Source organism: Streptomyces sp. NPDC007264 (assembly GCF_042869095.1).
Classification (GTDB): Bacteria; Actinomycetota; Actinomycetes; order Streptomycetales; family Streptomycetaceae; genus Streptomyces.
Map to the genome: position 1 here is coordinate 79,025 of NZ_JBIAFD010000014.1, position 25,187 is coordinate 104,211.

Annotated in this window: 10 protein-coding genes; 4 read left to right on the plus strand and 6 right to left on the minus strand. The window is 72.2% G+C overall.

What is annotated here, in order from left to right; genetic code table 11:
* Positions 1-71 precede the first annotated feature (71 nt).
* On the minus strand, positions 72-1,592 hold the full coding sequence (locus ACFYMU_RS23595) for a CehA/McbA family metallohydrolase (RefSeq protein ID WP_388376424.1): 1,521 nt from the start codon (positions 1,590-1,592) through the stop codon (positions 72-74).
* 203 nt (positions 1,593-1,795) lie between these two features.
* Between ACFYMU_RS23595 and ACFYMU_RS23600 the strand changes: the two genes are divergently transcribed.
* From ACFYMU_RS23600 to ACFYMU_RS23610, 3 genes are all read left to right on the plus strand, one after another.
* Positions 1,796-4,381, plus strand: coding sequence for a bifunctional FO biosynthesis protein CofGH (locus ACFYMU_RS23600; RefSeq protein ID WP_388376427.1), 2,586 nt, complete (start codon positions 1,796-1,798; stop codon positions 4,379-4,381).
* 26 nt (positions 4,382-4,407) lie between these two features.
* A complete protein-coding gene (locus ACFYMU_RS23605) occupies positions 4,408-6,960 on the plus strand; it encodes a tetratricopeptide repeat protein (protein ID WP_388376430.1) in 2,553 nt (850 codons plus the stop codon).
* Between the two features lie 232 nt (positions 6,961-7,192).
* The gene (locus ACFYMU_RS23610) at positions 7,193-8,308 is read left to right on the plus strand and encodes an ADP-ribosylglycohydrolase family protein (RefSeq protein ID WP_388376433.1); all 1,116 of its coding nucleotides are present in this window, start codon (positions 7,193-7,195) and stop codon (positions 8,306-8,308) included.
* Positions 8,309-8,462: 154 nt separating this feature from the next.
* Here ACFYMU_RS23610 and ACFYMU_RS23615 read toward each other — a convergent pair whose 3' ends face one another.
* The 5 genes from ACFYMU_RS23615 to ACFYMU_RS23635 all read right to left on the minus strand — a co-directional run bounded on the left by ACFYMU_RS23615 (position 8,463) and on the right by ACFYMU_RS23635 (position 18,380).
* Positions 8,463-9,248 carry an SDR family oxidoreductase gene (locus ACFYMU_RS23615; protein ID WP_388376436.1) on the minus strand — a complete coding sequence of 262 codons (786 nt, stop codon included), beginning with the start codon at positions 9,246-9,248 and terminating at the stop codon, positions 8,463-8,465.
* A gap of 186 nt (positions 9,249-9,434) precedes the next feature.
* Positions 9,435-10,520: a DNA helicase gene (locus ACFYMU_RS23620; protein ID WP_388376439.1), complete on the minus strand. Its 1,086-nt coding sequence runs from the start codon at positions 10,518-10,520 to the stop codon at positions 9,435-9,437.
* Positions 10,517-12,367 (minus strand): DrmB family protein, encoded by a 1,851-nt coding sequence (gene drmB, locus ACFYMU_RS23625; protein ID WP_388376442.1) that lies wholly within the window; start codon positions 12,365-12,367, stop codon positions 10,517-10,519. Before drmB ends, ACFYMU_RS23620 begins: the two co-directional genes overlap by 4 nt.
* The gene (locus tag ACFYMU_RS23630) at positions 12,364-15,489 is read right to left on the minus strand and encodes a helicase-related protein (protein WP_388376445.1); all 3,126 of its coding nucleotides are present in this window, start codon (positions 15,487-15,489) and stop codon (positions 12,364-12,366) included. The genes drmB and ACFYMU_RS23630 overlap by 4 nt, the downstream gene beginning before the upstream one ends.
* Positions 15,490-15,530: 41 nt before the next feature.
* Positions 15,531-18,380, minus strand: coding sequence for a sigma-70 family RNA polymerase sigma factor (locus tag ACFYMU_RS23635; RefSeq protein ID WP_388376448.1), 2,850 nt, complete (start codon positions 18,378-18,380; stop codon positions 15,531-15,533).
* Between the two features lie 517 nt (positions 18,381-18,897).
* Between ACFYMU_RS23635 and ACFYMU_RS23640 the strand changes: the two genes are divergently transcribed.
* Entirely contained in the window at positions 18,898-25,185 is a 6,288-nt protein-coding gene (locus ACFYMU_RS23640; protein ID WP_388376450.1) for a protein kinase, read from the plus strand.
* Positions 25,186-25,187: the final 2 nt, after the last annotated feature.

Here is a 25,187-nt window from a genome sequence, read left to right on the forward strand (position 1 = left end):
CTCCGGGTCGGTTCCGGGCTCCCAGCAGCATCCCATCCACCCGCCGGGTGAGGTGACGGGCGGGCGCCGCCTCACGCCCCGCCCAGGAAGATCGGGTTGGTGAACGCGGCCAGCGCGCCCGGCAGCGGGCCCGCCGCCGTCTCGTGCCGCAGCTCGGCCCGGACATACGCCGCGTAGGCCGGCGTCGTGTGCCACTCGACGGTGCCCGTCCCGGACACCGGCAGCGGGTCGCCGGTGAACAGCACCCCCTGGTCGGTGACGAAGCGGACGGTGCAGCGGGGCGCGCCCTGCGCCTGGAGGCGGACCGTGACCGGGGTGTCGCGGTCCACCCGCAACCGCTCGCCGATCCCCGCGTGTTCGCCGCGGCCGCCGGACGCCGTGAAGGTCAGGGAGACGTTCTTCGACTCGGCGACGTACGAACGGCCCGCGCGGATGCCCTCCTGGACGGCCTGGCGCGTCAGGTCGTCGGCGAGGACCACGGTCTGCGGGCTGCCCACGGCGTCGGGGTCGCGGTGCGCGTCGCTGTTGCCCATCGCCGGCAGCCACCGGGCGTGCCCGTTGCGCACCGACGCCACCAGCGTGTTGTCCCACTCCGCCAGGGTCACCTCGTCGTCCGGCGTGTAGGGGCCGTTCCACACCTCGACCGCGTCGGCGTCGCCGAAGCCGAACTTCCAGCCGCAGCCGACACAGGTGGCGTGCGGATGGGCCGGCACCACCAGGCCGCCCGCCCGGTGGATCTGCCGGGCGAACCGGCCGAAGCGGTTGTCGCGGGCCCGGTAGCGCCAGTCGACGAACGTGCCGGGGTCGGTGCCCAGCGCCAGCACGTGGCCGTTCCGCGTGGTCACCTCCTCGCCCAGCATGATCAGCAGGTCGTCGCCCGCCTGGTCGGCCCAGTGCGGATGGGAGGAGTGGGTGTTGTGCTCGGAGGTGTTGATGAAGTCGAGGCCGGCCGCCCGGGCCAGCGCCGCGATCTCGGCGGGCGTGCGGCGGCCGTCCGAGTACCAGGAGTGCAGATGGCAGTCGCCGCGGTACCAGGCGCGGCCCCGGCCCTTCGCCCGGGGCGGCGGGTACACGGGTGTGGGCGTCACGCCCGGCTCGCCGTAGGTGAGCGTGACGGTGACCTCGTAGCCGAGCCCCTGGGGCGCCACCGTGTACGGGCCCAGCGCGACGTGCCAGGTGCCGGCGCCGACCGGGCCCGGGACGTAGCCGGGGGTCGCGTCGTCGGCGCGGACGAAGAACTCGGTGCGCGCCCCGCCCGACCAGCCGCGGAAGCCCTCGCCGCCCAGGCCGGTGCCGCGCTCGTCGAAGACGCCGATGTCGAGGGCGTTGCCCGGGGTGCCGGCCGGGACGGACGGCCTGTCGTAGGTGTAGGCGACCCTGATCTCCCGGACGCCCTCGGGGACCTCGACGGGAAGGTAGACGAAATCGGGCGAGCCGGGGGGAAGGGTGCCTCGCACCGTCCTCGTCTCCCGGCCGGCCCCGTCCGCCGCCGGCGTGCCGCTCGCAAAGCTCACGGGTCCCAACGTAAGCGCGGCGGCCGCTCCCGTCACGAACAGCGCGCGTCTGCCGATGCCGTGGTCGTCCTCGCACATGTCTGCCGCTCCCAACGTGTCGGATGACGAGGGTGGTGCAGGGGTGGTGCAGGAGTGCTGCAGGGTGGTGCGCAGCACTCTGGTATTCAGCCGTGAACTGCCGTGCAAGGGAAGTCGATCGGCAGCCACGTGTCGGGGGAACGGCGGGTTGCCGCACGGTTCGGCCCGGTGTGACCTGATCACCGCGAACGTATGCTCGGAGGATGACGACTTCCGCGACCTCCGGAACCGGCCCCACCGAGAACTCCCTGCGTCGCGCCCTCAAACGAGCCCGTGACGGCGTCGCCCTGGACGTCACCGAGGCCGCGGTTCTCCTGCAGGCCCGCGGCGCGGACCTCGAGGACCTCGCCGCGTCCGCTGCCCGGGTGCGGGACGCGGGCCTGGCGGCGGCCGGCCGGCCCGGTGTCATCACCTACTCGAAGAGCGTCTTCGTCCCCCTCACCCGGCTGTGCCGTGACACGTGCCACTACTGCACCTTCGTCACCGTGCCGGGCAAGCTGCGCCGTGCCGGGCACGGGATGTTCATGTCCCCCGACGAGGTGCTGGACGTCGCCCGCAAGGGCGCCGCGCTCGGCTGCAAGGAGGCCCTGATCACCCTCGGCGACAAGCCGGAGGACCGCTGGCCCGAGGCGCGCGAGTGGCTGGACGCGCACGGGTACGACGACACGATCGCCTACGTACGCGCCGTCTCCGTCCGGATCCTGGAGGAGACGGGCCTGCTGCCGCACCTCAACCCCGGCGTGATGTCGTGGACGGACTTCCAGCGCCTCAAGCCCGTCGCCCCGTCGATGGGCATGATGCTGGAGACCACGGCCACCCGGCTGTGGTCCGAGCCGGGCGGCCCGCACCACGGTTCCCCGGACAAGGAACCGGCGGTCCGGCTGCGTGTCCTGGAGGACGCCGGCCGCTCCTCGGTCCCGTTCACCAGCGGGCTGCTGATCGGTATCGGCGAGACGTACGAGGAGCGCGCGGAGTCCCTGTTCGCGCTGCGCAAGGTGGCGCGGGCGTACCACGGCATCCAGGAGCTGATCATCCAGAACTTCCGCGCCAAGCCGGACACGGCGATGCGCGGCACGCCGGACGCCGAACTGGACGACCTGGTCGCCACGGTGGCCGTGGCCCGGCACATCATGGGCCCGAGCGCCTGCCTCCAGGCGCCGCCGAACCTGGTCGACGACGCGTACGAGCGGATCGTCGCCGCGGGCATCGACGACTGGGGCGGGGTCTCGCCCCTCACCATCGACCATGTGAACCCCGAGCGCCCCTGGCCGCAGATCGAGCTGCTGCGCGAGCGCTCCGCGGCGGCGGGCTTCGAACTGCGCGAGCGGCTGTGTGTGTACCCGGAGTTCGTGCGGCGCGGCGAGCCGTGGCTGGATCCGCGGCTGATGCCGCACGTACGGGCGCTGGCGGACGGGGAGACGGGCCTGGCGCGGGAGGACGCGGTCGTGGAGGGGCGCCCGTGGCAGGAGCCGGAGGAGGCGTTCCGGTCGTCGGGGCGCACGGAGCTGCACCGCACCATCGACACGGAGGGCCGCACGGGCGACCGCCGGGACGACTTCGACGAGGTGTACGGCGACTGGGGGGCGCTCAGGGAGGCGGCGGCCCCGGGAATGGCGCCGGAGCGCATCGACACGGACGTACGGGCGGCGCTGCGGACGGCCGCGGACGACCCGACGAGGCTGACGGACGGCGAGGCGCTGGCGCTGCTGCACGCGGACGGGCCGGCGCTGGACGCGCTGTGCCGGGTGGCGGACGACGTGCGCAGGACGGCGGTCGGCGACGACGTCACCTACATCGTCACCCGGAACATCAACTTCACGAACGTCTGCTACACGGGCTGCCGCTTCTGCGCGTTCGCGCAGCGCCGCACGGACGCCGACGCGTACACGCTGTCGCTGGAGCAGGTCGCCGACCGCGCCCGGCAGGCGTGGGGCGTGGGCGCGGTGGAGGTCTGCATGCAGGGCGGCATCCATCCGGACCTGCCCGGCACGGCGTACTTCGACATCGCCCGCGCGGTGAAGGAGAGCGTCCCCGGCATGCACGTCCACGCCTTCTCGCCGATGGAGGTCGTCAACGGTGCGACCCGCACCGGTCTGCCGGTCCGCGAGTGGCTCGCGGCGGCCAAGGAGGCGGGCCTCGACACGATCCCGGGCACCGCGGCCGAGATCCTGGACGACGAGGTCCGCTGGGTCCTGACGAAGGGCAAGCTGCCCGCGGCGACGTGGATCGAGGTGGTGAGGACCGCGCACGAACTGGGCATCCGCTCGTCGTCGACGATGATGTACGGCCATGTGGACCAGCCCCGCCACTGGCTCGGCCACCTCCGCACCCTCGCCCGCGTCCAGCAGGAGACGGGCGGCTTCACGGAGTTCGTGACGCTGCCGTTCGTCCACACCAACGCCCCGGTGTATCTGGCGGGCATCGCCCGCCCGGGGCCGACGACGCGCGACAACCGCGCGGTGACGGCGATGGCGCGGCTCCTGCTGCACCCGCACATCCCCAACATCCAGACGAGCTGGGTGAAACTGGGCGCGGAGGGCGCGGCGGAGATGCTCCGCTCCGGCGCCAACGACCTGGGCGGCACCCTGATGGAGGAGACCATCTCCCGCATGGCGGGTTCGTCGTACGGTTCGTACAAGTCGGTCAAGGATCTCGTCGCGGTGGCGGAGGCGGCCGGCCGCCCCGCCAAGCCCCGCACGACGCTGTACGGCGAGGTCCCGGAGGAACGGCAGCGCGCGGCGACGGCCTCGGACGGGCACCTGCCCCGACTGCTGCCGGTGCTGGACTGACACCCGCGCTGAGAGGAGGCGTACGGATGGCGCAGGCGCGGCCGTCGATGCAGCAGCTCATCCGGCAGCGCAGACGGCGCAACTTCGTCGGCCGCGGCGCCGAACGGGCCGCGTTCCGGGAGAACTTCGAGCTCCCGCCCGAGCACGAACGCCACCGGTTCCTCTTCCACGTGCACGGCATCGCCGGGGTCGGGAAGACCTTCCTCGTCCGGGAGCTGGAGCAGATCGCCCGGGAGCACGGGGCGTTGACGGCGTACGTCGACGAGGGCGTGGGCAGCGTGCCGGAGGCGATGGCGGAGATCGGCCGCCAATGTGCGGCGCAGCGAAGCCGGTTCAAGGAACTCGACCGGTTGCTCTCCGTGTACCGGGAACGGCGGCACGAGGCCGAGGCGGTCGCCCTGGTGGACCCCGAACCCGAGGATCCTTCGGCGGGGACCCTGGCACTGGCGCGCGCCGGGCTGGTCGGCCTCGGCATGGTGCCGGGAGTCGGCGCCTTCGCCGGCGCCCTGGACGCGACCCGGCTCGCCCAGGGCGCCGACCGGCTGCGGGCAAGGCTCAGCGCGCGCTTCCACGACCAGGAGGACGTGCAGCTGGTGCTGTCGCCGGAGCGGGTGCTGACTCCGGTGCTGATGGACGAACTGTCGGAGGCCGCGTCCGCCGTGCCGTGGATCGTCCTGTTCTTCGACACGTACGAGCGGACCGGCCCGTTCCTCGACGGGTGGCTGCACGAGGTGATGACGACCGACCGGTACGGCGCCCTGCCCGGCACGGTCGTCGTGGTGACCGCCGGTCAACGGCCCTTCGACACCGCACGCTGGGGCGGCTTCCGGGACTTCGTGGCGGACGTGCCGCTCGGGCCGTTCACGGAGTCGGAGGCGCGGGGGCTGCTCGCGGACAAGGGCGTGCGGGACGAGCCGGTGGTCGCCGAGGTGCTGCGGCTCACGGGTGGACTGCCGGTGCTGGTGTCGACCCTCGCTCAGACGCGGCCCGCCGACCCGGAGGACGTGGGGGATCCGAGCGCGGATGCCGTGGAGCGCTTCCTGAGGTGGGAGCAGGACCCGGTACGGCGGGGGATCGTGCTGGCCTGTTCGCTGCCCCGGCGGCTGGACGCGGACGTGTTCCGGGCGGTGGTCGAGTGCGACGCGCGGGAAGCCGACGCGCTCTACGGATGGTTGCGGCAGCTGCCGTTCGTCGACCAGCGCGGGGAGCGGGTGCAGTACCACGACGTCGTGCGGGCACCGATGCTGAGGTTGCAGCGGAGGCGGTCGCCGAGGGGGTGGGCGGAACGGCACGGACGGATCGCGGAGGTCTTCACCCGGTGGCGGGAGGAAGCCGAGGCCGGGCTGACCGGCGAGCCGTGGCCGGACGAGGGCTGGCGGGAACTGCGGCTCGCGGAGTCGTACCACTCGCTGTGCCGGATGCCCCGTACCGCGCTGCCCATGGTGCTGGGCGATGTCGTCGACGCCTGCGCCTACGGGGACGACGTGGTGCGGCGGTGGGTGCGGCTCCTGGCCGAGGCGGGCGAAGACGCGGCGGCGGAGACCGTGCGGACGTGGGGGAACGACCTGTCGGAAGCGCTCGTGGGCGGCGGCGTGGCCGACCTGCTCCGACTGCTGCTGAACCGTGCGCGGGGCGACGAGCCGTGGCGGGCGAAGGCGTGGGCGCTGCGGGGTGACGCCCTCGCGCGGGGCGGTGACCACGAGCGTGCGCTGGAGGACTACGAGCGTGCCCTCGCGCTCGACCCGGACCTGGTGCGGGCCCACCGCGCGAAGGCGGTCACCCGGGGTGCGACGGGCGACTACGAGGCCGCGCTCGACGGCCTCGACCGGGTGGTCGCGCTGGAGCCCGACAACGCCTACAACATCATCCTGCGCGGCGAGTACCACCGCGTCCTGCGCCACCACGACGAGGCGATCCGGGACCTGGACGAGGGCATCCGGCTCGACCCGACGAGCGACTTCGCCTGGGCCTCCCGCGGCGCGGCCCGGGAGCGCCGGGGCGAACTCGAGGCGGCGCTCGCCGACCTGAACCGGGCGCTGGAGCTCAAGCAGGACTACTCGTGGGCGTTCGCCCGCCGGGCCCGGGTCTGGCGGGGCCTCGGGGATCACGCCCGGCAGCTGGCCGACCTCGACCGGGCCCTCGCCCTGCAACCCGACTGGGCCTGGGGCCGCTGCGAGCGCGGCGACGCGCTCCGGGCCGCCGGCGACGACGAGGCGGCCCTCGCCGACTACGACCACGCGATCGCCCTCGACCCCGGCTACGCGTCGGCGTACGCCAGCCGGGGCGCGTCCCTGTCCCGCCTCGGCCGCCACGAGGAGGCGCTGGCGGACCTGGACCGGGCCCTGGAGCTGAGGCCGTCCTACGCCTGGGCGCTCGTCCATCGGGCGGCGGTCCACCTGGAGCTGGGCTCCCCCGAACGGGCCTCGGCCGACGCCGGCCGCGCGAGGGACCTGGAGCCGCGGACAGCGCACGGAGATCCCCTCGCCTCGCTCCTCGCCCGGGTCGACGCGGCGCGCGCCGCCGCGCGGACCCGGTCCTCGGAGCAGGCCCCACCGCCCGGCCGGCCGGCAGCGGACTGAACCAGGTCGCCGGACGACCGGCCACGCCGTGGGTCGCCCGGGATCGACGGGCGGCCGGGATCGACGGTCGCCCGGGATCGACGAGCGGCCGGGATCGACGGGTGGCAGCCCACCGGTGACGTACCGGGCATAGTGGTACACAGCTCGCTGACCGATCCGCTCCCTGAACTGACCGTTCCCGTTCGATTACAGTGCTGGACTGGTACCGAGCGGTAGGTGGGAGGAGGCTGTGGTGGCTGCTGCAGCGAACACCGTCTGGGGCCGTACCGAGCAGCAGGACTTCCGCAGCAGGGTGCGCGGGACACTGCTCGGCGTGGCCGTGGGTGACGCCCTCGGCGCACCGCTGGACGGGTTCACCCTGGCGGAGATCCGCGCGGCGCACGGTCACGAGGGGCTCGTCGGCCTCGGGGCAGGACACGGCGGGCGCGGCGCGATCACCCATCTCACCCAGCTCACCCTGTTCTCCGTCGACGGGCTCATACGCGCCCAGGTCCGCCGCGACACCGGCGCCTGGCATCCACCGACCGATGTGCACCGCGCGTATCTGCGCTGGGCGGCCACGCAGCGGGACTGGGGGCCGGACGAGCGCCGCAAGGACGACGGGTGGCTGGCCCGCGAGGAGTGGCTGTACGCCCGCCGGTCCCCGCCGCGCTCCTGTCTGCTGGGCCTCGGCGACGACATCATGGGCACGCTCGACGCGCCGAAGAACCCCGGCGAACCGGGCCCGGAGGCCGCCGCGCGCTCCGCGCCGTTCGGGCTGCTCGTCGGCTGGGAGCCGCAGCTGGTGCTGCAACTGGCGGTCGAGTGCGCGGCGCAGACGCACGGGCACCCCGCGGCGTACCTCGCGGCGGGCGCGTACGCGGTCGTCGTGCATGCCCTGGCGCGCGGCGAGACCCTGGACGGGGCCGTGCAGCGCGCTCTGGCGCTGCTCGCGCCGCGGCCGGGGCAGCTGCCGGTCGCGGACGCGTTGCAGCGCGCGCTGGGCGCGGTGCGGCAGGGCATGCCCACGCCCGAGCGGATCGAGGAACTGGCCGGGGACGGTGGGGCGGAGGGCGTGCTGGCCGTCGCGGTGTACTGCGCGCTGGTGGGGGAGGACGTCCGGCACGGCCTGCGCCTGGCCGTGAACCACGGTGGACCGTCGTCGGCGGCGGGCGCGCTGACCGGTGGGCTGCTGGGCGCCCTGCACGGCGAGACGGCCCTTCCGCCGGCCTGGCTGGCCGAACTGGAGGGCCGCCCCACGATGCTGGTGCTGGCCGACGACTTCGCCATGGAGATGACGCAGGGCGCCGCGCTGCACGGGCCGAGCGCATCGTCACCGGGGTGGCTGGCCAGATACCCGCGGGCGTAGGGGCCGTACCCGTGGGCGCCGCACCCGCGGGCGCGGGCCGCACCTGTGGCCGCGAGCCCGTCAGACCCCGGAGGGGCTGGAGGTGCCCGCTGCAAGGGGCGTACGGGATGCGGGTCCCGCGCGGCCCGGAGGGGAGCTCAGCGGACCGGCCGGGCTATCGCATCAGTTCGCCGGCGTTCACCAGCAGGGACTGGCCCGTGATCGCGCGCGCCCGGTCGGACGCCAGGAACACCGCGGCGTCCGCCACATCGCCGTCCGTGGCCAGGTCGGGCAGCGCCATCCGCTCGGTCAGCCGCTGCTTCACCTCCGCCTCGGGCACGCCCTCGCCGTGCGCCGTGAAGCGCACGTACGCCTCGACGGGCGGCCCCCACATCCAGCCGGGCAGCACGGTGTTGACCCGGATCCGGTGCGGTCCCAACTCCCGCGCCAGCGAGTACATCGCGCTGGTCAGCGCCCCCTTCGACGCGGCGTAGGCCGCCTGCCGCACCTGCGAGGGCGCGGCCACCGACGACTGTGTGCCGATGAACACGACGGAGCCGCCGCACTTCTTGAGGGCCGGCAGGCACGCCCGCGTCATCCGCAGGCTGCCCAGCAGGTTCACATCGATGACCGACTGCCAGGTCGCGAAGTCCGCGTCCTCGAGGCCGCCGAAGTAGCTGTCCCAGGCGGCCACCTGGACGACCGCGTCGATCCGCCCGAACCGCTCGACGGCCAGCGCGGCCAGCGCCTCGCACTGCGTCTCGTCGGTGATGTCCGTCGCCCGGTACGCCGTGTGCGCGCCGTCCGGGTCGAGTGCGGCGGCGGTCTCGGCGAGATGCGTCCGGGTGCGCGCCCCGAGCACCGCGTTGCCGCCGTCGCGCACGACGGCCGCCGCGACCTGGTGCCCGAGCCCCGCGCCGACCCCCGACACGACGACGGTCCTGCCCTGGAGCAGCGTCATCGGACACCTCCCCTTCTCCGCGGCCCGGCTCTGGCGCATTGGCTGACGGACCGTCAGAGTATGGGCGACCGGCCGAGGACGGAAGGGGAACGGCATGGGTGAGGACACACACAGCGAGGTGTACGCGGAACTGGCCGCAGCGGCCCCCGACCGGCGCGCTCGCGAACCCGTCGCGTTCCCGGCCTGTCAGCCGCGCAGCAACGCGCTTGGCCCCACCTGCGCCAACAGCGGCGGCTCGGATGCGCCTTCGTAGGCCAGATGCAGCTCGCGTCGGGCTCGCGTGGTCATGACGTAGTACTCCATGCGCAGCGCGGCCGAGGTGGGATCGGTGGCGGCGTCGGTGTGCGCGTCGGGGATGACGACGGTGTCGAAGCCGAGGCCCTTGGCGCTTCTCCGATGGACCAGGACGACGCCGGGACGGCCGAGGTCCAGGCGGTGGTAGCGGCCTCCCTTCGCATCGGAGGTGTAGAGCTGCGGTTTGAGCCTGGGTGCCTTGTTCTGCAGTGTGCCGAGCAGCGAGAACTGCGTGTGCTTGGAGTGGGCTATCACGCCGATGGTGTGCTGCGGGTGCTGCTTGGCGAGCAGCATCACCAGGTCGGCGGCCCCGCGCTGCGGAAGGCGGTGCAGTCGTGCGGGCGGGCCGTCCCGTTCGGGGATCGGAGGCAGACCGGTTCCGGTGTGGAAGTGGGCCGCGAAGGAGGCGATCTGCCGGGTGTTGCGGTGGTTGCCGTCGAGTTCGTGGCGCGCGCAGCGGCCCAGGCGCTCGGCGATCTCCGCGAGTGTGGAGTTGGTGTCGGTCAGACGCTGGCACTCGTCCGCGTACACCGTCGTGCGGGCTCCGAGCAGTCGGCAGAGGCGGTAGAACTCCGGCGGCAGGTCCTGGCCTTCGTCCACGACGAGGGTGAGTCCGGGCGGCGGGTCGGCGGCCGCGGCCCGCTCGTACAGGGCGGGCCAGTCGAACCAGCCGTCCGCACCGCTGGGCGGTTTCCCGCCGTACCACTCGGTGAGCCAGGCGTGCACGGTCCGCACCCGCACGCTGCGGTCCGCGGGACCCAGGGCGTGGACGGCTCCGGCCAGTGACTGGTGCAGGAGATTGGAATAGGTCAGCAGGACCACCGGCGTTCCGGTGAGGGCGAGCATGACGGCTCGCTGGGTTGCTAGGAGGCTCTTGCCGCTTCCGGGCGGACCGCTGACGAGGTGGTTGCCGTCGAAGGGCAGATCGTCGAGGCAGGAGCGCTGCTCCTCGGTGAGGTCGAGATAGGTGACGGTCACATCTTCTCCACGGCGTCGGCGGCCACGGCGCGGGCCGCGGTGACGATGGACTCCAGGTAACCGGGCACCCGTTCGCCGCCGACGACCAGGGCGCGGTCGAGGAGGGTGTTTCCGGTCTCACAGCTGGTCTCGGGGAGCAGCGCGCAGGCGTGGCAGGCCGCGCGGTTGAGGTTGCCGAAGCCCTGGCCGGTGTGCTCGGCGCAGAGCGGGTCGGCCGAGCACCACGCCGCGGCCTCCGTCATCCGGAGCAGGGTCTCGGCGAGCCGGGGCGGTTCACCTTGCCGGACGAGACCGCCGAGGGTTCCCTCCGCGTCTCCTGCGGCCGTGTAGACGAGGATGCCGTACTGATCCTGCTCAGGGCGCGCGTAGACACGTTCCCGCAGGCTCGCCGTCGTGTAGCCGGATTCGAAGGAGAGCTGGCGGATCAGCAGGTGCGCGAGGGTGTGCAGGAGTACGAATCGCGGGGACAGCTCAGGACCGGTCAAGGTCTCCAGACGGTCCTTCTGGAAGGAGCGGTCGAGGTCGGCTCGCATGCCGGAGATCCGGCGTCGGACCCGGGTGTCCGCTTCCCAGGCGGCGAGTTCGCTCTTGTCCAGGGTGAGGAAGATGCCCTCTCCGAAGACCTCCACGGCGGGCAGCCACCTCAGGAGCCGCGTGGTGTCGGCGGGGACGACGGTGGCATCCGGGGACACCCGGGTGAAGCCCGACAGGACGCGTACCTCCCGGAGCCGGTCGGCGAGGACGATCCGGCCGAACCGGCGGCTGAGGCCCGCCCAGGGGGCCGCGGTCTCGCCAGCCAGACCGAGCGTGGTCTCGCGCAGCGCGAAGTCGCGGGTGGCCGGCGGCGTCGGAGCGGTGAAGGCCGCCCATTCCTCCCGGCTCAGGTCGGGACGGTCGGGAGTACCGGTCCCGGTGGAGGTCGCGGAGGAGACGGGCCGGCCCGTCTCCTCCGCGAGGAGGGCGTCGAGGAGTTGGTCGTCGGCGCCGGTGTCCTCCTGGATCATCGAGCGGAAGACCCCGGCCCGCGGCGAGTCAGCCCCTCTGCACAGCGACACCCACAGATCGTGCCCGCGTATCCGTGCGGCGAGCGCCTCGTCGGTGACGGCCGGTGCGTCGGTCTCGGGGATGTCGAGCGCCGAATGCACGATCGGGTAGTACAGGTTCCCCGCGGTGCGCTGCACCACCTGCACCGGCTTCTCGCACTCCACGGCCTCGCTTGCCCGCTGCCAGGGGTTGCGTCCTGAGCAGCGCATGCCGTGCGTGCCGAGGATGTCCAGCAGGTCCCGGGCCGCTCCGCAGCCCTTCGCGGTGCAGGCCACGGAGAGCGCTTCGAGTCCTGAGGCGCGTTCGGAGACCAGGAAGCGCAGCTTGTCGCGGTCGCCGCACTGCCGGCGCTCGCCCGCGTCCTGCCGGGAGTGGGCCCAGAACCACCAGTCGACATCGCTGAGGTGTCCGGCCTGACAGATCTGCACGAACCGCATGGGCGCGAGTGCCCGCCCCGGCGAGCAGGACGCGCAGCGCGGCGGACGCCCGGGTTTCTCGTCCGCGATGCGCCACCTGGTCATGCGCCGGCAGGAACCGCAGAAGAGCCAGGACGGGAAACGGATGTACGGCGCCCCGGGCGCGTCCGGCGTGTCGAACCGGTCGTTGGCCGTTGCCGGGGCGGCGTAGAAACCGGTCACCCCGAGCCGGGAGGCCAGCCGGGGCGAGTCGACCCGCTGCCTGCCGCGGCTCGGCCAGTCGCCGATTCCGGTCGCGACGAACGACTCGCCCTGGGTGTCGAAGACGGCTCCGACTCCGAAGGGCACCACCGTCTGGGACTGGCGTACCCGCAGTGTGCGGCTCACAGGTCGGCTCCCTTCACCATCACCTGGCATTCCCGGTCGACGTTGCGCATCGAGTTGGGTGTCTCCCAGAGCCCGTATCTCTGCTCGAAGCTCTTGATGAGGTTGGACTGGCCTTTGCCCTGACTGCGGTAGTACAGCTCGCGGCCGTCCTTGCGTGCTGCGCGTGCGGCTTCCTCCCACTCGGCGAGGAGGTCCGACAGCTCCTTGCGGACGGCGTCGCCCGCAGCGGGTTCGCAGGCCTCGGCGCGCGCCGCCAGTTCCGCCACGAGGGCCTCCGCGTCGGGCAGGTGGTGCAGGATCGCCCCCGCCTGGTTCTCCGCGGCGAGGCCGAGGCGGTGCCGGACGAGGATGACGAGAGCGGCGTGCAGGGCGCGGCGCCGCGAGGGCACGGACCACGGAGTGACACTGGTCGGTTCGACATGCCGGTACAGCGAGCGGTGGTACACGTCGAAGGTCTCGTAGTGCGAACGGTCCCGCGGCCTGGTGGCGTTGAAGAAGGTGACGACGAGGCCGGGGACGGCATGCCGGCCGACACGGCTGGTGGCCTGGATGTACTCGGCCGTCGTCTTTGGCTGTCCCTGCATGAGCATCAGTGCCAGCCGCTTCACGTCGACGCCGACGGACAGCATGTTGGTGCAGGGCAGGAAGGACACCGACTCCGGATCGCCCCACGGCCTCTCCAGCCGGTCGAGCAGGACGGGTTGTTCCGCACGCGGCAGGTTGCTGGTCAGCTCTTGCACTTGGTGATCCGTCAACTTCCTCGTCCCCGTGCCGGAATCAAGTCCGGCGAGCTGGGCGGGAATGTCATCGGCCGCGGCGGTGACGGTCCGGCCGAGTTCGCGCAGGCTGTGGTGGTAGGCGACAAGCGTCCAGTAGGCGTCCCGGTGTTCCTCGGGCAGCTCCCACGCGCCCTGCAGCATGGCGGCGGCCACGGCGACGGCGGCGCGGCCCGCCGTGTGTCCCTGGGCCATGACGCCGAGGTAGCGGCGGCCGGGCCGGGAGGTGTCCGGTTCCGCGAAGTACGAGTGGCGGGCGTCGAGCCCGGCGGGCGGGAAGAGCTGGACGCCACCGCCGTAGAGGGCGCGGATCTGTTCCCCCGAGCGGCGGATGGTGGCCGTCGAAGCCACGACCTTGGGTCCGATGCCGTCGGCCCTGGTGCACAGCCCCAGCACGGCGGACTCATACAAGCCGACGGTGGTACCGAGGGGGCCGGTGAGCAGGTGCAGCTCGTCCTGGATGACGAGGGACGGCGGCAGCTGCGTGCCGCCCGCCGCGAAGAGCCGTCCGGCGCGGGGTTCCCATGCCAGTCGGGCGAACTTGTCGACGGTGCCGAGGACGAACGTGGGCGGCCGGTCGTACAGGTGCTCGTCCACCACGGCGACGGGCAACTCGTCGTGGAAGACGCACTCCTCGCGCGGGCAGAAGAAGGCGAAGGAGTCCGCTCCGGCGCGCACGCCGTAGTCACCGATGTCGGGTGACTTGTGGGCGGGCAGGATGCGGGTGCCGCACCAGGGGCAGCGGTCGAGGATGAACACGTCGTCGGGTCGGGCGGCGGCGCGCACGTCGTCGAAGGCCGCACGGGCTCGTTCGTACGTGTTCGGGGTGGTCGTCTCGCCCACCCACAGGCCGATCGAGAAGGGCTCCTCACCGTAGACGGCAGGGTCCGCCCGGCGGAGGGTTTCGAGGGCGCAGACGGTGGTGGCCGCGCGCTGGAACTGTTGCGTGGTGAGCAGGCTCAGGGTGTAGCGGCTGAGGACAGCTGTGCCGCCGCCGTCGGGTTCGCGTCTGCGCAGTGCCATGGTGAAGGCCGCGAGCAACAGGTACGCCTCGGTCTTGCCGCCGCCGGTCGGGAACCAGATCAAGTCGGTGACGGTCCGGTCCCGGTGCCGAGGGTCGGCCACTCCGTCCAGGGCCAGCAGGAAGAACGCCAGCTGGAAGGGGCGCCAGGCGGCGTCCGGAGCCGGTGCCGGGTCCGGGGGTACGGCGTCGCGGCGGGACCGGCGCGTTCCCGCCAGATCCGGGGCGGAGTGGCGCATCTGAAGCGCCATGACGTGGTTGGCGGTGCGGAAGGCGCGCAGCAGTTCGGGCCGGGACGGGTCGCAGAGGGTGCGCACGCCGGACTCGATGCGGGTGACCGCGGCGGCGATACGGTCCAGGACGCGGTCTGCGGCGGCGCGTCCCCACTCGGGGATGTCAGCGTTCAACTGCCCCACGTACCAGGCCCGGTAGTCGGCGGCGAACTCCCAGAGTTCCTCGCGAAGTTGATCGACAGAGACGTCAGCGTCGGCAAGGTGTCCGAGGTTCAGCACCGGGGTGCCGCTGAGTCCCGCTGCCCGTACACCGGGGACTTCCGCCTCCGGCATGACGGCCGCGCGCAGCGTCGTGACCTGCTCTCCCGTGTCGTCGTACCGCTCCTCCACCGCGCAGCCGTGCCCGACGGCGTGGGTGCGCACGTGCCGGTACTGCAGGCGCAGTTCCTGCTCCTCCGGGTCGCGGCTGGCGAGACGGACACTCGGGTACTGGAGCACCCTGCCGTCCACGGGCCGTACCTCCAGTTCCACTTGGAACAACATGCGGTCCCACTGGGCGGCCTTACCGAGGGCCGGCTCGTGCCGGGCCGCGTTGACCAGCGCCACGGTCACCAGCTGGCCGGTTCCGAACGTGCGCCGCCTGACGCGGAGTTCGGCACGCGCGTCGAAGACGGTGACCTCGACGTGGTCGGGGCCGAGGGTGTGCGTCTCGGTCGGCAGCGGGATGCGCTGCCAGCTCCGGCCTCGTTCGCTCGTACCGGAGCGGGTCTCGTAGCGGGCACCGGAACAGCGGATCTCCACGGTGGTGGCGTCGGTGTAGAAGCTGAGGCCGAGCGAGGAGGGCAGCCAGGAATTCACCTCCGGAACCGGGTCGGCGGCGGGAGCGGTGTCCTCGGCCGGCCGCTCCGTGCCGGCACCGTCCGGTTCCTCGGCGGCCAGGTCCAACTGGCGCCGCAGATCGGCGTCCTGGGGATACAGGGTGCCCATCAGGTACTGCCGGTCCGGCGGGGCGTCGAGCGTCTCCTCGGCGCCCCCCGCCGGGCCGACGAGCTGTCTGTGCAGGTAGGCGACGAGTTCCTGTCTGGGGTCCATGCTGTTCCTTCGGAGGTACGGGGAGGTGGGCTGCGCGCGCTTCAGGTCCGGCGCCAGCGGTCCCGGAAGGTAGTGCGGCCGGCGGCGGCTTCCCGCTCGGCGGTGAGCTGTGCCTGGAGTTCGGTGATGCGGGCCCAGGCATCGTGTTCGGCCTGGGCTAGTCGCTGGGCAGCCCGCTGTTCCGCCGCCTCCACCTGTGCTGCTGTGTCCCGGCGGGCCGCGATGAGGGCATGGTCTCGTCGGCTCAGCTCGGCTTCGCCCAGTTGCAGCCGCTCCTCGAGCACCTCGATGCGTGCATCGGTCTCCTCGCGGTAACGACGCAGCCGTCGGTCGCCCTCGTATCCTCGTTGCTCGGCCCGGTCCGCCCGCTGCTCGGCAAGGGTCGCGCGGCGATCCGCTTCCTGCGCCCGCTGGTTCGCTTCGGCAGCCCGCCGCTCGGCCTGATCGGCGCGCAGACGTGCCACGGCCACCTGCTGCTCATCCCGGGAGGCGGAGAGCGTCTCCGCCGCGACGCGCTCCACTCGCTCGGCCATGATCCGCTGTGCCTCGCGGTGTTCCTCCCTGAGCTGCGCGAGCCTCTCCTCGCTCTGCCCTCGCAGATGCCGCTCCTGTCGGAGCAAAGCGGTGTCCAGGCGGCGCAGCAGCGTCTCTTCGAGGGCGTCGAGCTGCCTCTCCGTCTCCGCCTCGGCAGCGGCGACCCGGTCGTCGGCGGTCTGCCGCTCCTCGGCCAGCCGCTCCTGGTGCTCGTGCCGCACGCGTGCCAGCTGCGCCTCGTACGCGTGGCGCAGCTCGGCGAGGCGGTGATCCGCTTCGGCGCGGAGCTTCGCGGTGTTCTCTTCGTCTTCCGGTGACGGGACGCCGTCGGATACAAGGGCCTGTCGCACAGGCTGGTCGTCCGAGGGGCTCGACGAGTCGCCGTCCGCAGACTTCTCTGTCACGCGCGGCACCTCCGCGGCCTCCTCGCGCCTCGGCATTCCGGCGACGAACTCCCTCAGTGCGTCACGTACGGCAAGGCGGGACTCCGTGTTCACCAGCGGCTTCCTGGCCAGGTACGCCGAGGGCGTCAGCCCGACGAGTGCCTCGGACGGCCGTTCGAAGAAGTCCTCGGGTCGGAGCCGGGCGTTTCTCAGCGCGTCGAAGATGCGCTGCAGGACTTCCAGAGCCGTGAGCACCTGGCGGTCCGGCGTCCTACGAGCCCGCGCAGCGCGTACGACGTCCGCCGTGGCCCGCGGACCGAGGATCACCGTCAGCTGGTCCTGTCCGAGCGCCATCAGGGCGTATTCGGCCAGCCAGTCGATTCCTCCATCGAACGTCGTCGACATGTGCACCGCCTTGTCCCAGTCCGCCGTGTACTGCACGGGCTGAAGCTCGCGGGATGCCGCACTCGAAGCCTCGCTCGGCGGGGCAGCCTCAGGAGGAGAAGGCACGCTCGACGGCGAGGGCACCGGAGGCGCCGGCACTGCCGAGGGCGGTGCCGACGCCGCCGTGGGCACCGGAGCCGCCGGCTCGGCGGTAGTGCCGGGCGTCCCCTTTCCCCTGCTCTCCTCTGCCACCGTTGTCTCCTCCTCGGTCCGGGATGGCCGCTCCTCATCCGGCGTGAGCGAGGACAGGGCCTCGAGTTCCGCCTGCGGCTCCTCGCCTCGCTGCGGTTCGTCGACGGCAGCGGCGAGGCCCGCAGCGCCGACGACGGCTGGGTCCGCGCCACGGGCGCGCAGTTTCGTCGGCACGGCCTGCCTCTTGCCCGCGGCCTCCTGCGCGATCCTGCCCTTGTACGCACTGGTGACCCCGGCCATCCGCAGGCGCGCTCTGAATGCCGAGAGGGCCTTGCTCTCCACCTGCCGGATACGCTCCCGGGTCACGCCGAACTCCCGCCCCAGTTCGTCGAGCGTCGAGGGCTCGTCGCCGTCGAGTCCCAGGCGCCGGACGAGGACACGGGCGTCACGCTCGGAGAAGGTGTCCAGGACAGCCATGGCGTCTTCCAGCAGGAGCGTGTTCACCACGTCCTGCTCGACAGACGGCTGGGCATGGCTCTCCCCGATGAAGTCGCCGAGCGTGGTGCCGTCGCCGATGACGCGGTCGAGCGAGTCGGTGCGTCGGCTCAGCTTCCGTATCTCCTCCACCCTCTGCAGGGTCATGTCGCACCGCACCGCCACGTCGGTGGCCGACGCGAGCCGCCCCTGCGAGGCGAGGGCGCGTTCCGCAGCAGCCACCTTGCGCATCTGCTCGTGCATATGGACCGGGATGCGGATGAGGGCGCCCTCGTCCGCGATGGCCCGGGCGAGCTGCTGCCGTACCCACCAGGTCGCGTACGTCGAGAACTTGTTGCCCATCGTCGGGTCGAACTTGCGGGCCGCCCGCATCAGTCCGAGCACCCCTACCTGGAACAGGTCTTCGTAGTCCAGCCCCTGCTCCAGGTAGGAACGGGCGAGCGAGTGCACCAGCCGCAGGTTGTGCAGGACGAGGCAGTCCCGGGCCCGGATCCTGAGGTCGCCGGGCGGCAGCGCGCACAGTTCCGCCTCCTCGGGCTCCTGTGCGACGCGGTCCGCACCGCCGCGCACGAGTACGGCCAGCCCGACCTCGGCCTCCGCGCTGAGGAGGCGACTGTCGGGCCGCGGCTGAACGCGGTCCACGCGCAGCACGGACATGGCGGCCGCCACGGCGTCGGCGAATTCCCCGGTTTCCGGCGGGACCCCCTGCTCAGCCGCCCCCCGCCCACCCTCCGGCAGCGACGAGACCACCTTCGCTGTGGGCTCTTCGGCCCGGGTTTCGGCATCCCTCACCCTTGCCCCGGACCGAAGCTCGTCCGCTTCGCGTGCCGTCAGCCCGGCCAGCCGGATCACTCCGTCGAGCGCCTGGGACGTCACATATCCGTCGACGTCCGTATAGCGCATCAGAAGCGCTAGCACCCGCCCGACACGGGCAGACACATTTTCTTCACGGAATCCTGCAACCTTTTCCGCATCTGGCGAGTCCGCGTCTACATGCACACGTGCGTCACGGACATGCAGACCCAGTCGGGCCAGCTCGCTTCGCAGCCGGTCCTGCTCGACCTGGCCGAGCCCCAGGGGGCGCACGTGCCGTGCGAAGGCCGACTCCGGCACGACGCCGTCCACGGCCGCATGCCTCAATCGAGCCAGCAGCTCCCCGATCGCGACCTTCAAGGCAGGCCCGCCCGCCCCGCCGGCGACTCGATCCTGCATGCCACCCACCCCCCTTCGTTCACGGCGAGATTAAGGGTGCCATGTTGACAATGTCAACGGATGAGCGCCTGTGCAACGCAAGGTGGTTCGTGTACTGTGACGACTGCCTCACTGTCCGTTCTGCCACGATGGGCCGTGCGGCAGCAGACCAGGGGACGCGTTCCGTTCCGGAACCGAGAGAACGCGAGCAGTAGGCAGAGGAGCGGCAGTGAGCCACGAGCTCGTCGACGGCAGATTCCGCATCGGGCGCGTCATCGGCAGGGGTAACATGGGGGAGGTCCACCGGGCCGAGGACCTGCACGCTCCCGAGAGCTCGCCCGAGCGCACCGTCGCCGTGAAGACGATCCTGCGTCGCCGCACCGGAGGCCGGATCGACACCGGCGGCGACACCAAGGCCGTGGAGCGCTTCGCCCGCGAAGTGAACATCATGCGCCTGCTGGAGCACCCCAACCTCACCCGGCTCGTCGCGGGCGGCATCGCCACGGACTGCGACGACCTGCCCTATCTCGCCATGGAGTACCTGGACGGCGAGTCGCTGCGCGACCTCATCGAGGAGGAGTCACAGCTCCCGGTCGCCTGGGCTGCCGCCATCGGCGCCCAGATCGCCGCCGGCCTCGCCGCCGCGCACGCGAAGGGCGTGGTCCACCGCGACCTGAAGCCCGCCAACGTCATGCTCACGCGCGGCGGCACCGTCAAGGTGCTCGACTTCGGCATGGGCAGCATCGTCGATGACCCGGACCAGACCCGCCTGACCAGCACCGGCGTCAGTGTGGGCACCGCCCGCTACATGGCGCCCGAGCAGTGCCAGGCCAAGCAGGTGACCCAAGCCGCCGACCTGTACGCGCTGGGCTGTGTGCTGTACGAGATGCTGGTCGGCGTCCCTCCGTTCACGAGCGAGTCGGCGTACGAGCTCGCCGAGCGGCATGTCCACCAGGAGCCCAGCCCCGTCCGCGCGATCCGCGGCGACGTCCCCGCCGAGCTCGCCCGTCTCGTCGACCGGCTGCTGGCCAAGGACCCGGCGAACCGCCCCGCTGATGCCGTGACCGTACGGGACGCCCTGCTTCCCCTCGCCGTACCGGCGGACGAAACCTGCCTCGTCCCCTCGTGGAGCCAGCAGGACCCGACACTCCCCCTGCGCGAGGCCGCCCCGGCCCCGGTGACCGTCCCGCCGCAGCAGCCCGCCCCGGTGACCGGCTCCGGCGCCGGCATGGACGTCTTCGGGGTCCACCAGAATCTGATCCGCGACTACCGCTCCTTCACCGAGGGCGGCACCGTCATCCGCGACGAGCGCATCAAGGTCTACGTCGAGAAGGACCTGGACGACAAGTCCCAGTGGCCGAACCCCTGGCTGTCGCTGAACCCGTTCTTCCAGGGCGGTGGCACGGTGGTCGAGCTCGCCCAGCAGAAGGTGCTGCACCCCGAGTGCGCCCGCATCTTCCAGGCCAAGAAGACCGAGGGCGGCACCGTCTGCGACGGCAGGCCGCTGCTCCTGCACCGGCACCAGCGCGACGCCATCGACGCCGCCGCCTCCGGGGCGTCGTACGTCCTGACGACCGGCACCGGCTCCGGCAAGTCGCTCTCCTACATCGTCCCGATCGTCGACAAGGTGCTGCACGAGCGCGACGAGGAAGGCCCGAACGCTCCGAAGCGCGTGCGGGCGATCATCGTGTATCCGATGAACGCTCTCGCCAACAGCCAGTTGCGCGAGCTGGAGAAGTACCTTCGCGACGGCTACGGCGCGGGCCGCGAGCCGGTCACCTTCGCCCGCTACACCGGCCAGGAGGACGACGAGAAACGCAAGGAGATCCGCGACAACCCGCCGGACATCCTGCTCACCAACTACGTGATGCTGGAGCTGATGCTGACCCGCCCGGCCGACCGGGCGAGCCTCATCAGGATGGCGCGTGGCCTGGAGTTCCTCGTCTTCGACGAACTGCACACCTACCGCGGCCGCCAGGGCGCCGACGTCGCCCTGCTGATCCGCCGGGTCCGCGAGGCCTGCCAGGCGGAGAAACTGCAGTGCATCGGCACCTCGGCCACCATGTCGACCGAGGGCACGCTGGAGGACCAGCGGCAGGTGGTCGCCGGTGTGGCCAGCACGCTGTTCGGCACCACGGTCCGCCCCGAGCACGTCATCGGCGAGACCCTGGTCCGTGCGACGGGCGAGGCGCCCGACACCGTACCGGCCGAGCGCCTGACTTCTCCCGCCCCGCGCGCCTACGACGACCTGGCGCGCGACCCGCTGGCCCGCTGGATCGAGGACCGCTTCGGCCTCGTCGCGGACGACGCCACAGGCCGCCTGGTACGCCGGTCGCCGACCCAGATCGAGGTCGCGGCACGCGAGTTGCACGAGACGTCGGGCGTCGACGAGGAGAGGTGCGCGAAGGCGATCCGTGCCACCCTGGAGGCCGGCTCGCAGGCGCTCAACCCGCGGAACGAACGGCCGCTGTTCGCGTTCCGCCTGCACCAGTTCCTCTCCAAGGGCGACACCGTCTACGTCACCCTGGAGGACAAGTCCTCCCGTCACCTGACCCGCTCCTACCAGCTCGAACAGCCCGGCAGCGGCGGCAAGTTGCTGATGCCGCTGGCCTTCTGCCGGGAGTGCGGCCAGGAGTACCTGACCGTGTGGCGCACGGAGAAGGACGGCGAGGTCCGCTACGAGGCGCGCCGCGACACCTCGGCGACCGGCGGCCGCCAGGGCGACGGCTACCTCTACGTCGACCACGAGCGCGAGTGGCCGTCCAACGTGCAGTACGCGGTGGACGACCGCCGACTGCCCGAATCCTGGCTGGAGTTGGACGACAAGGGCCAGGAGGTCGTCAAGCGCGCCTACCGCGACCGGGTGCCGAGGGCCGTCACCGTCGACACGTTCGGCCGCGAGGGCCAGGGCGAGCTGAAGGCCGCGTTCATCCCGTCGCCGTTCCTGTTCTGCCTGCACTGCGGTGTGGCGTACGAGCAGACGCGCGGCCGGGACTTCGCCAAGCTGGCGACGCTGGACCAGGAGGGCCGCTCCTCCGCGACCTCGCTGGTCTCGGCGTCGATCGTCCGCTCGCTGAAGTCGGTGCCCGAGGAGGCTCTCGACAAGAAGGCGCGCAAGCTCCTCACGTTCGTCGACAACCGGCAGGACGCCTCCCTCCAGGCGGGCCACTTCAACGACTTCGTGCAGATCACCCAGCTGCGCGGGGCCCTGTACCGGGCGGCCCTGGACGCCGGCGACGACGGCCTGCACCACGAGGAACTGGCTTCGGCGGTGACCAACGCGCTCGCCGTCGCCCCCGCCGACTACACCGGGGAGAGCGAGCTGCCGCCGTCGCTGGCCCGCAACGCGGCCCGCACACTGCGGGACGTGATCGCCTTCCGGCTCTACCTGGACCTGGAGCGCGGCTGGCGCATCACCATGCCCAACCTGGAACAGACGGGCCTGCTGGAGATCGACTACGAGGACCTGGACTGGGTCGCCGCCAAACAGGACCGCTGGGAGGGCACGCACCAGGCGCTGCGGGACGCCGACCCGGCACTGCGGGCCGAGGTCATGAAGGCCCTGCTGGACGACATGCGCCGCTCCCTCGCCATCGACGTGTCGTACTTCCGTGACGACGCCTTCGACTCCCTCCAGCGCGCCAGTGAGGAGCGGCTGGTCGGCCCGTGGGTGCTGTCCTCCGCCGACAAGCCCCGGGTCGGCACCGCCTACCCGCACCCCTCCAGGCGGGGCACGGACCGTTCGAGCCTGTTCCTGTCGGCGCGGGGCAGGTTCGGCAAGTTCCTGCGGCGCACCGACCGTACCTTCCGCGACCTGGACCAGGACGACCTGCAGCTGATCATCGCGGAGCTGCTGAAGGTGCTGACCAAGGCGGGCCTGGTCAAGGAGGTGGAAGTCGCCCCGCAGCGCGCCGGCCGTTACGGCAGGGCGTCTTCCGCGGCCATGACCGGCTACCGGGTGGCCGCCCAGTCGCTGGTGTGGCGCGCCGGCAAGGGCGAGTCGGGCGCGCACGACCCGCTGACCCGCACCTACCAGAGCGGCGACGGCCCGCGCATCAACACATTCTTCCTCAAGCTGTACCGGGAGACCGCCGACGCCCTGTCCGGCCTGTACGCCCGCGAGCACACCGCCCAGGTGTCCCCGGAGGACCGCGAGGCGCGCGAGGAAGCCTTCCGCAAGGCGGAGTTGAAGCTCCTGTACTGCTCTCCCACGATGGAGCTCGGCGTCGACATCTCCGAGCTCAACGCGGTGATGATGCGCAACGTGCCCCCCACGCCCGCCAACTACGCCCAGCGTTCGGGCCGCGCGGGCCGCAGCGGCCAGCCCGCGCTGGTGACGACGTACTGCGCGACGGGCAACAGCCACGACCAGTACTACTTCCGCCAGCCCTGGCGGATGGTGGCGGGCGCGGTGGCTCCGCCCCGTCTGGACCTGGCCAACGAGGACCTGGTCCTCTCCCACCTCCAGGGCATCTGGATCGCCGAGGCCGGCCTGCGCCTGGGCCGTTCCGTCCCGGACGTGCTCGACGTGTCGTACCCGGATTCCGGCGACCGCCCGGACCCGGCCCTGCACCTGCTGCCGGACATCCGGGACGCGGCCCACGACGACGGCGCCCAGCGGCGCACGGTCGACGCGGCACTGCACGTCCTCGGCCCGCTGTTCAGGGACTTCGCGGACACCACGTGGTGGCACGACGACTGGATCGACGACAAGGTCCGCACCGTCGCCGAACGCTTCGACCGCGCCTTCGACCGCTGGCGCAGCCTGTTCCGGGCCGCCCTGGACGACCAGTACGTCCAGAACAAGCGCCGCCTCGACTACAGCCTCACGGAGGGCGACCGCAACCGTGCCAACGCCCGCCGCCGCGAGGCCGAGACCCAGCTGAACCTCCTCATGAACGAGAGCGTCGACAGCAAGTCGGTCCTCTCCGACTTCAACCCCTACCGCTACCTGGCCTCCGAGGGCTTCCTGCCCGGCTACAGCTTCCCGCGCCTGCCCCTCGCCGCGTACATCCCGACGATCGGCCGCCGCCGTGGCGATGGTGACTACCTGCAGCGCCCCCGCTTCCTCGCCATCCGCGAGTTCGGCCCCGGCTCGCTGATCTACCACGAGGGGGCCCGCTACCAGGTCACCCGCATCCAGCTGCCGCCGGACTCCTCCGGCGAGCTGACCACGGGCGAGGCCCGCCGCTGCGCGAACTGCGGCTACCACCACGAGCCCAAGGAACGCGAGGACCGCTGCGGCTTCTGCAACGAGCCGCTGGGCGCGGCGACCTACGGCCTGCTGCACCTGCACACCGTGTACACCACCCGCCGGGAGCGGATCTCCTCGGACGAGGAGGAGCGGCGCCGGGCCGGCTTCCGGCTGGAGACCTCGTACCGCTTCCACGACCACGGCATCCGCAAGGGCCGCCTCAACGCGACGATCGCCGCCCCGGACGGTCAGCTGGCGCAGATCACCTACGGCGACTCCGCGACCGTCCGCATCACCAACACCGGCCGGGTGCGCGCCCGTACGGACGAGCCGCCGGGCTACTGGCTGGACCTGGCCGACGGCCGCTGGATGAAGGACAAGGACGCGGCCGAAGCCGTGGGCGACTTCAGCGAGTTGCCGCCGGTCGACGAGGACGGCAACGAGCGGCGCCGCAAGAAGCGGGTCATCCCGTTCGTGGAGGACCGCCGCAACATCGTCGTCGTCACCCTCGACGAGGCGCTGCCCGAGCCGATCGCGCTCACCCTGATGTACGCCTTGGAACGGGGCATCGAGGCCGCCTTCGAGCTGGAGGATGCCGAACTGTCCAGCGAGCTGCTCCCGCCGGACGACGGCCCCAGGCGCCGCATCCTCTTCATGGAGGCGGCGGAGGGCGGCGCCGGCGTGCTGCGCCGACTCCAGGCCGAGGACGACGCCCTCGCCAAGGCGGCCCGCCGCGCCCTGGAGATCTGCCACTTCTCGGCGGACGGCAAGGACGAGGGCGACGAGGAACACCGCCCGGGACGGGCCTGCGCGCGCGGCTGCTACGAGTGCCTCCTCACCTACGGCAACCAGCTCGACCACGCCCAGATCGACCGGCACACGGTGGCCGGGCTGCTGGTGCGGTTCGCGTCGGCGACGGCGCGGCGGGAGTCGCGCGGCGAGTCCCGGTCGGAGCAGTACCGGCGGCTGCTGGCCGAATCCCCGGCCGCTCCCACGGCCGTCGAGGCGTCGGCGGCCGAACTGGCCGCGCAGGGCGACTTCCTGGGCTGGGCGAAGGTCCGCGGCCTGCGGCTTCCCGACGAGAAGGACGTCTTCCTGACCGACGCGAACGCGGCACCGGACTTCGTCTACCGGCTCCCCGGCGCCAACGTCGCGGTGTTCGTCGACGGCCCTGACACCGAGGCGAGCGCGCTGCGCGACGCCGACGCCGAGGAGCGGCTGTTCGACGCCACCTGGGACGTGGTCCGCTTCCCGCACGGCGGCGACTGGGACGCCATCGCCGCCGCCAACACCCGCTACTTCGGCTCCCCGGCCGCCCACTAGTC

Coding starts and splice junctions, on each gene's coding strand:
- ACFYMU_RS23595 (WP_388376424.1), bottom strand. CDS start 1,592: ATGTGCGAGGACGACCACGGCATCGGCAGACGCGCGCTGTTCGTGACG.
- ACFYMU_RS23600 (WP_388376427.1), top strand. CDS start 1,796: ATGACGACTTCCGCGACCTCCGGAACCGGCCCCACCGAGAACTCCCTG.
- ACFYMU_RS23605 (WP_388376430.1), top strand. CDS start 4,408: ATGGCGCAGGCGCGGCCGTCGATGCAGCAGCTCATCCGGCAGCGCAGA.
- ACFYMU_RS23615 (WP_388376436.1), bottom strand. CDS start 9,248: ATGACGCTGCTCCAGGGCAGGACCGTCGTCGTGTCGGGGGTCGGCGCG.
- ACFYMU_RS23630 (WP_388376445.1), bottom strand. CDS start 15,489: ATGGACCCCAGACAGGAACTCGTCGCCTACCTGCACAGACAGCTCGTC.
- ACFYMU_RS23635 (WP_388376448.1), bottom strand. CDS start 18,380: ATGCGCTATACGGACGTCGACGGATATGTGACGTCCCAGGCGCTCGAC.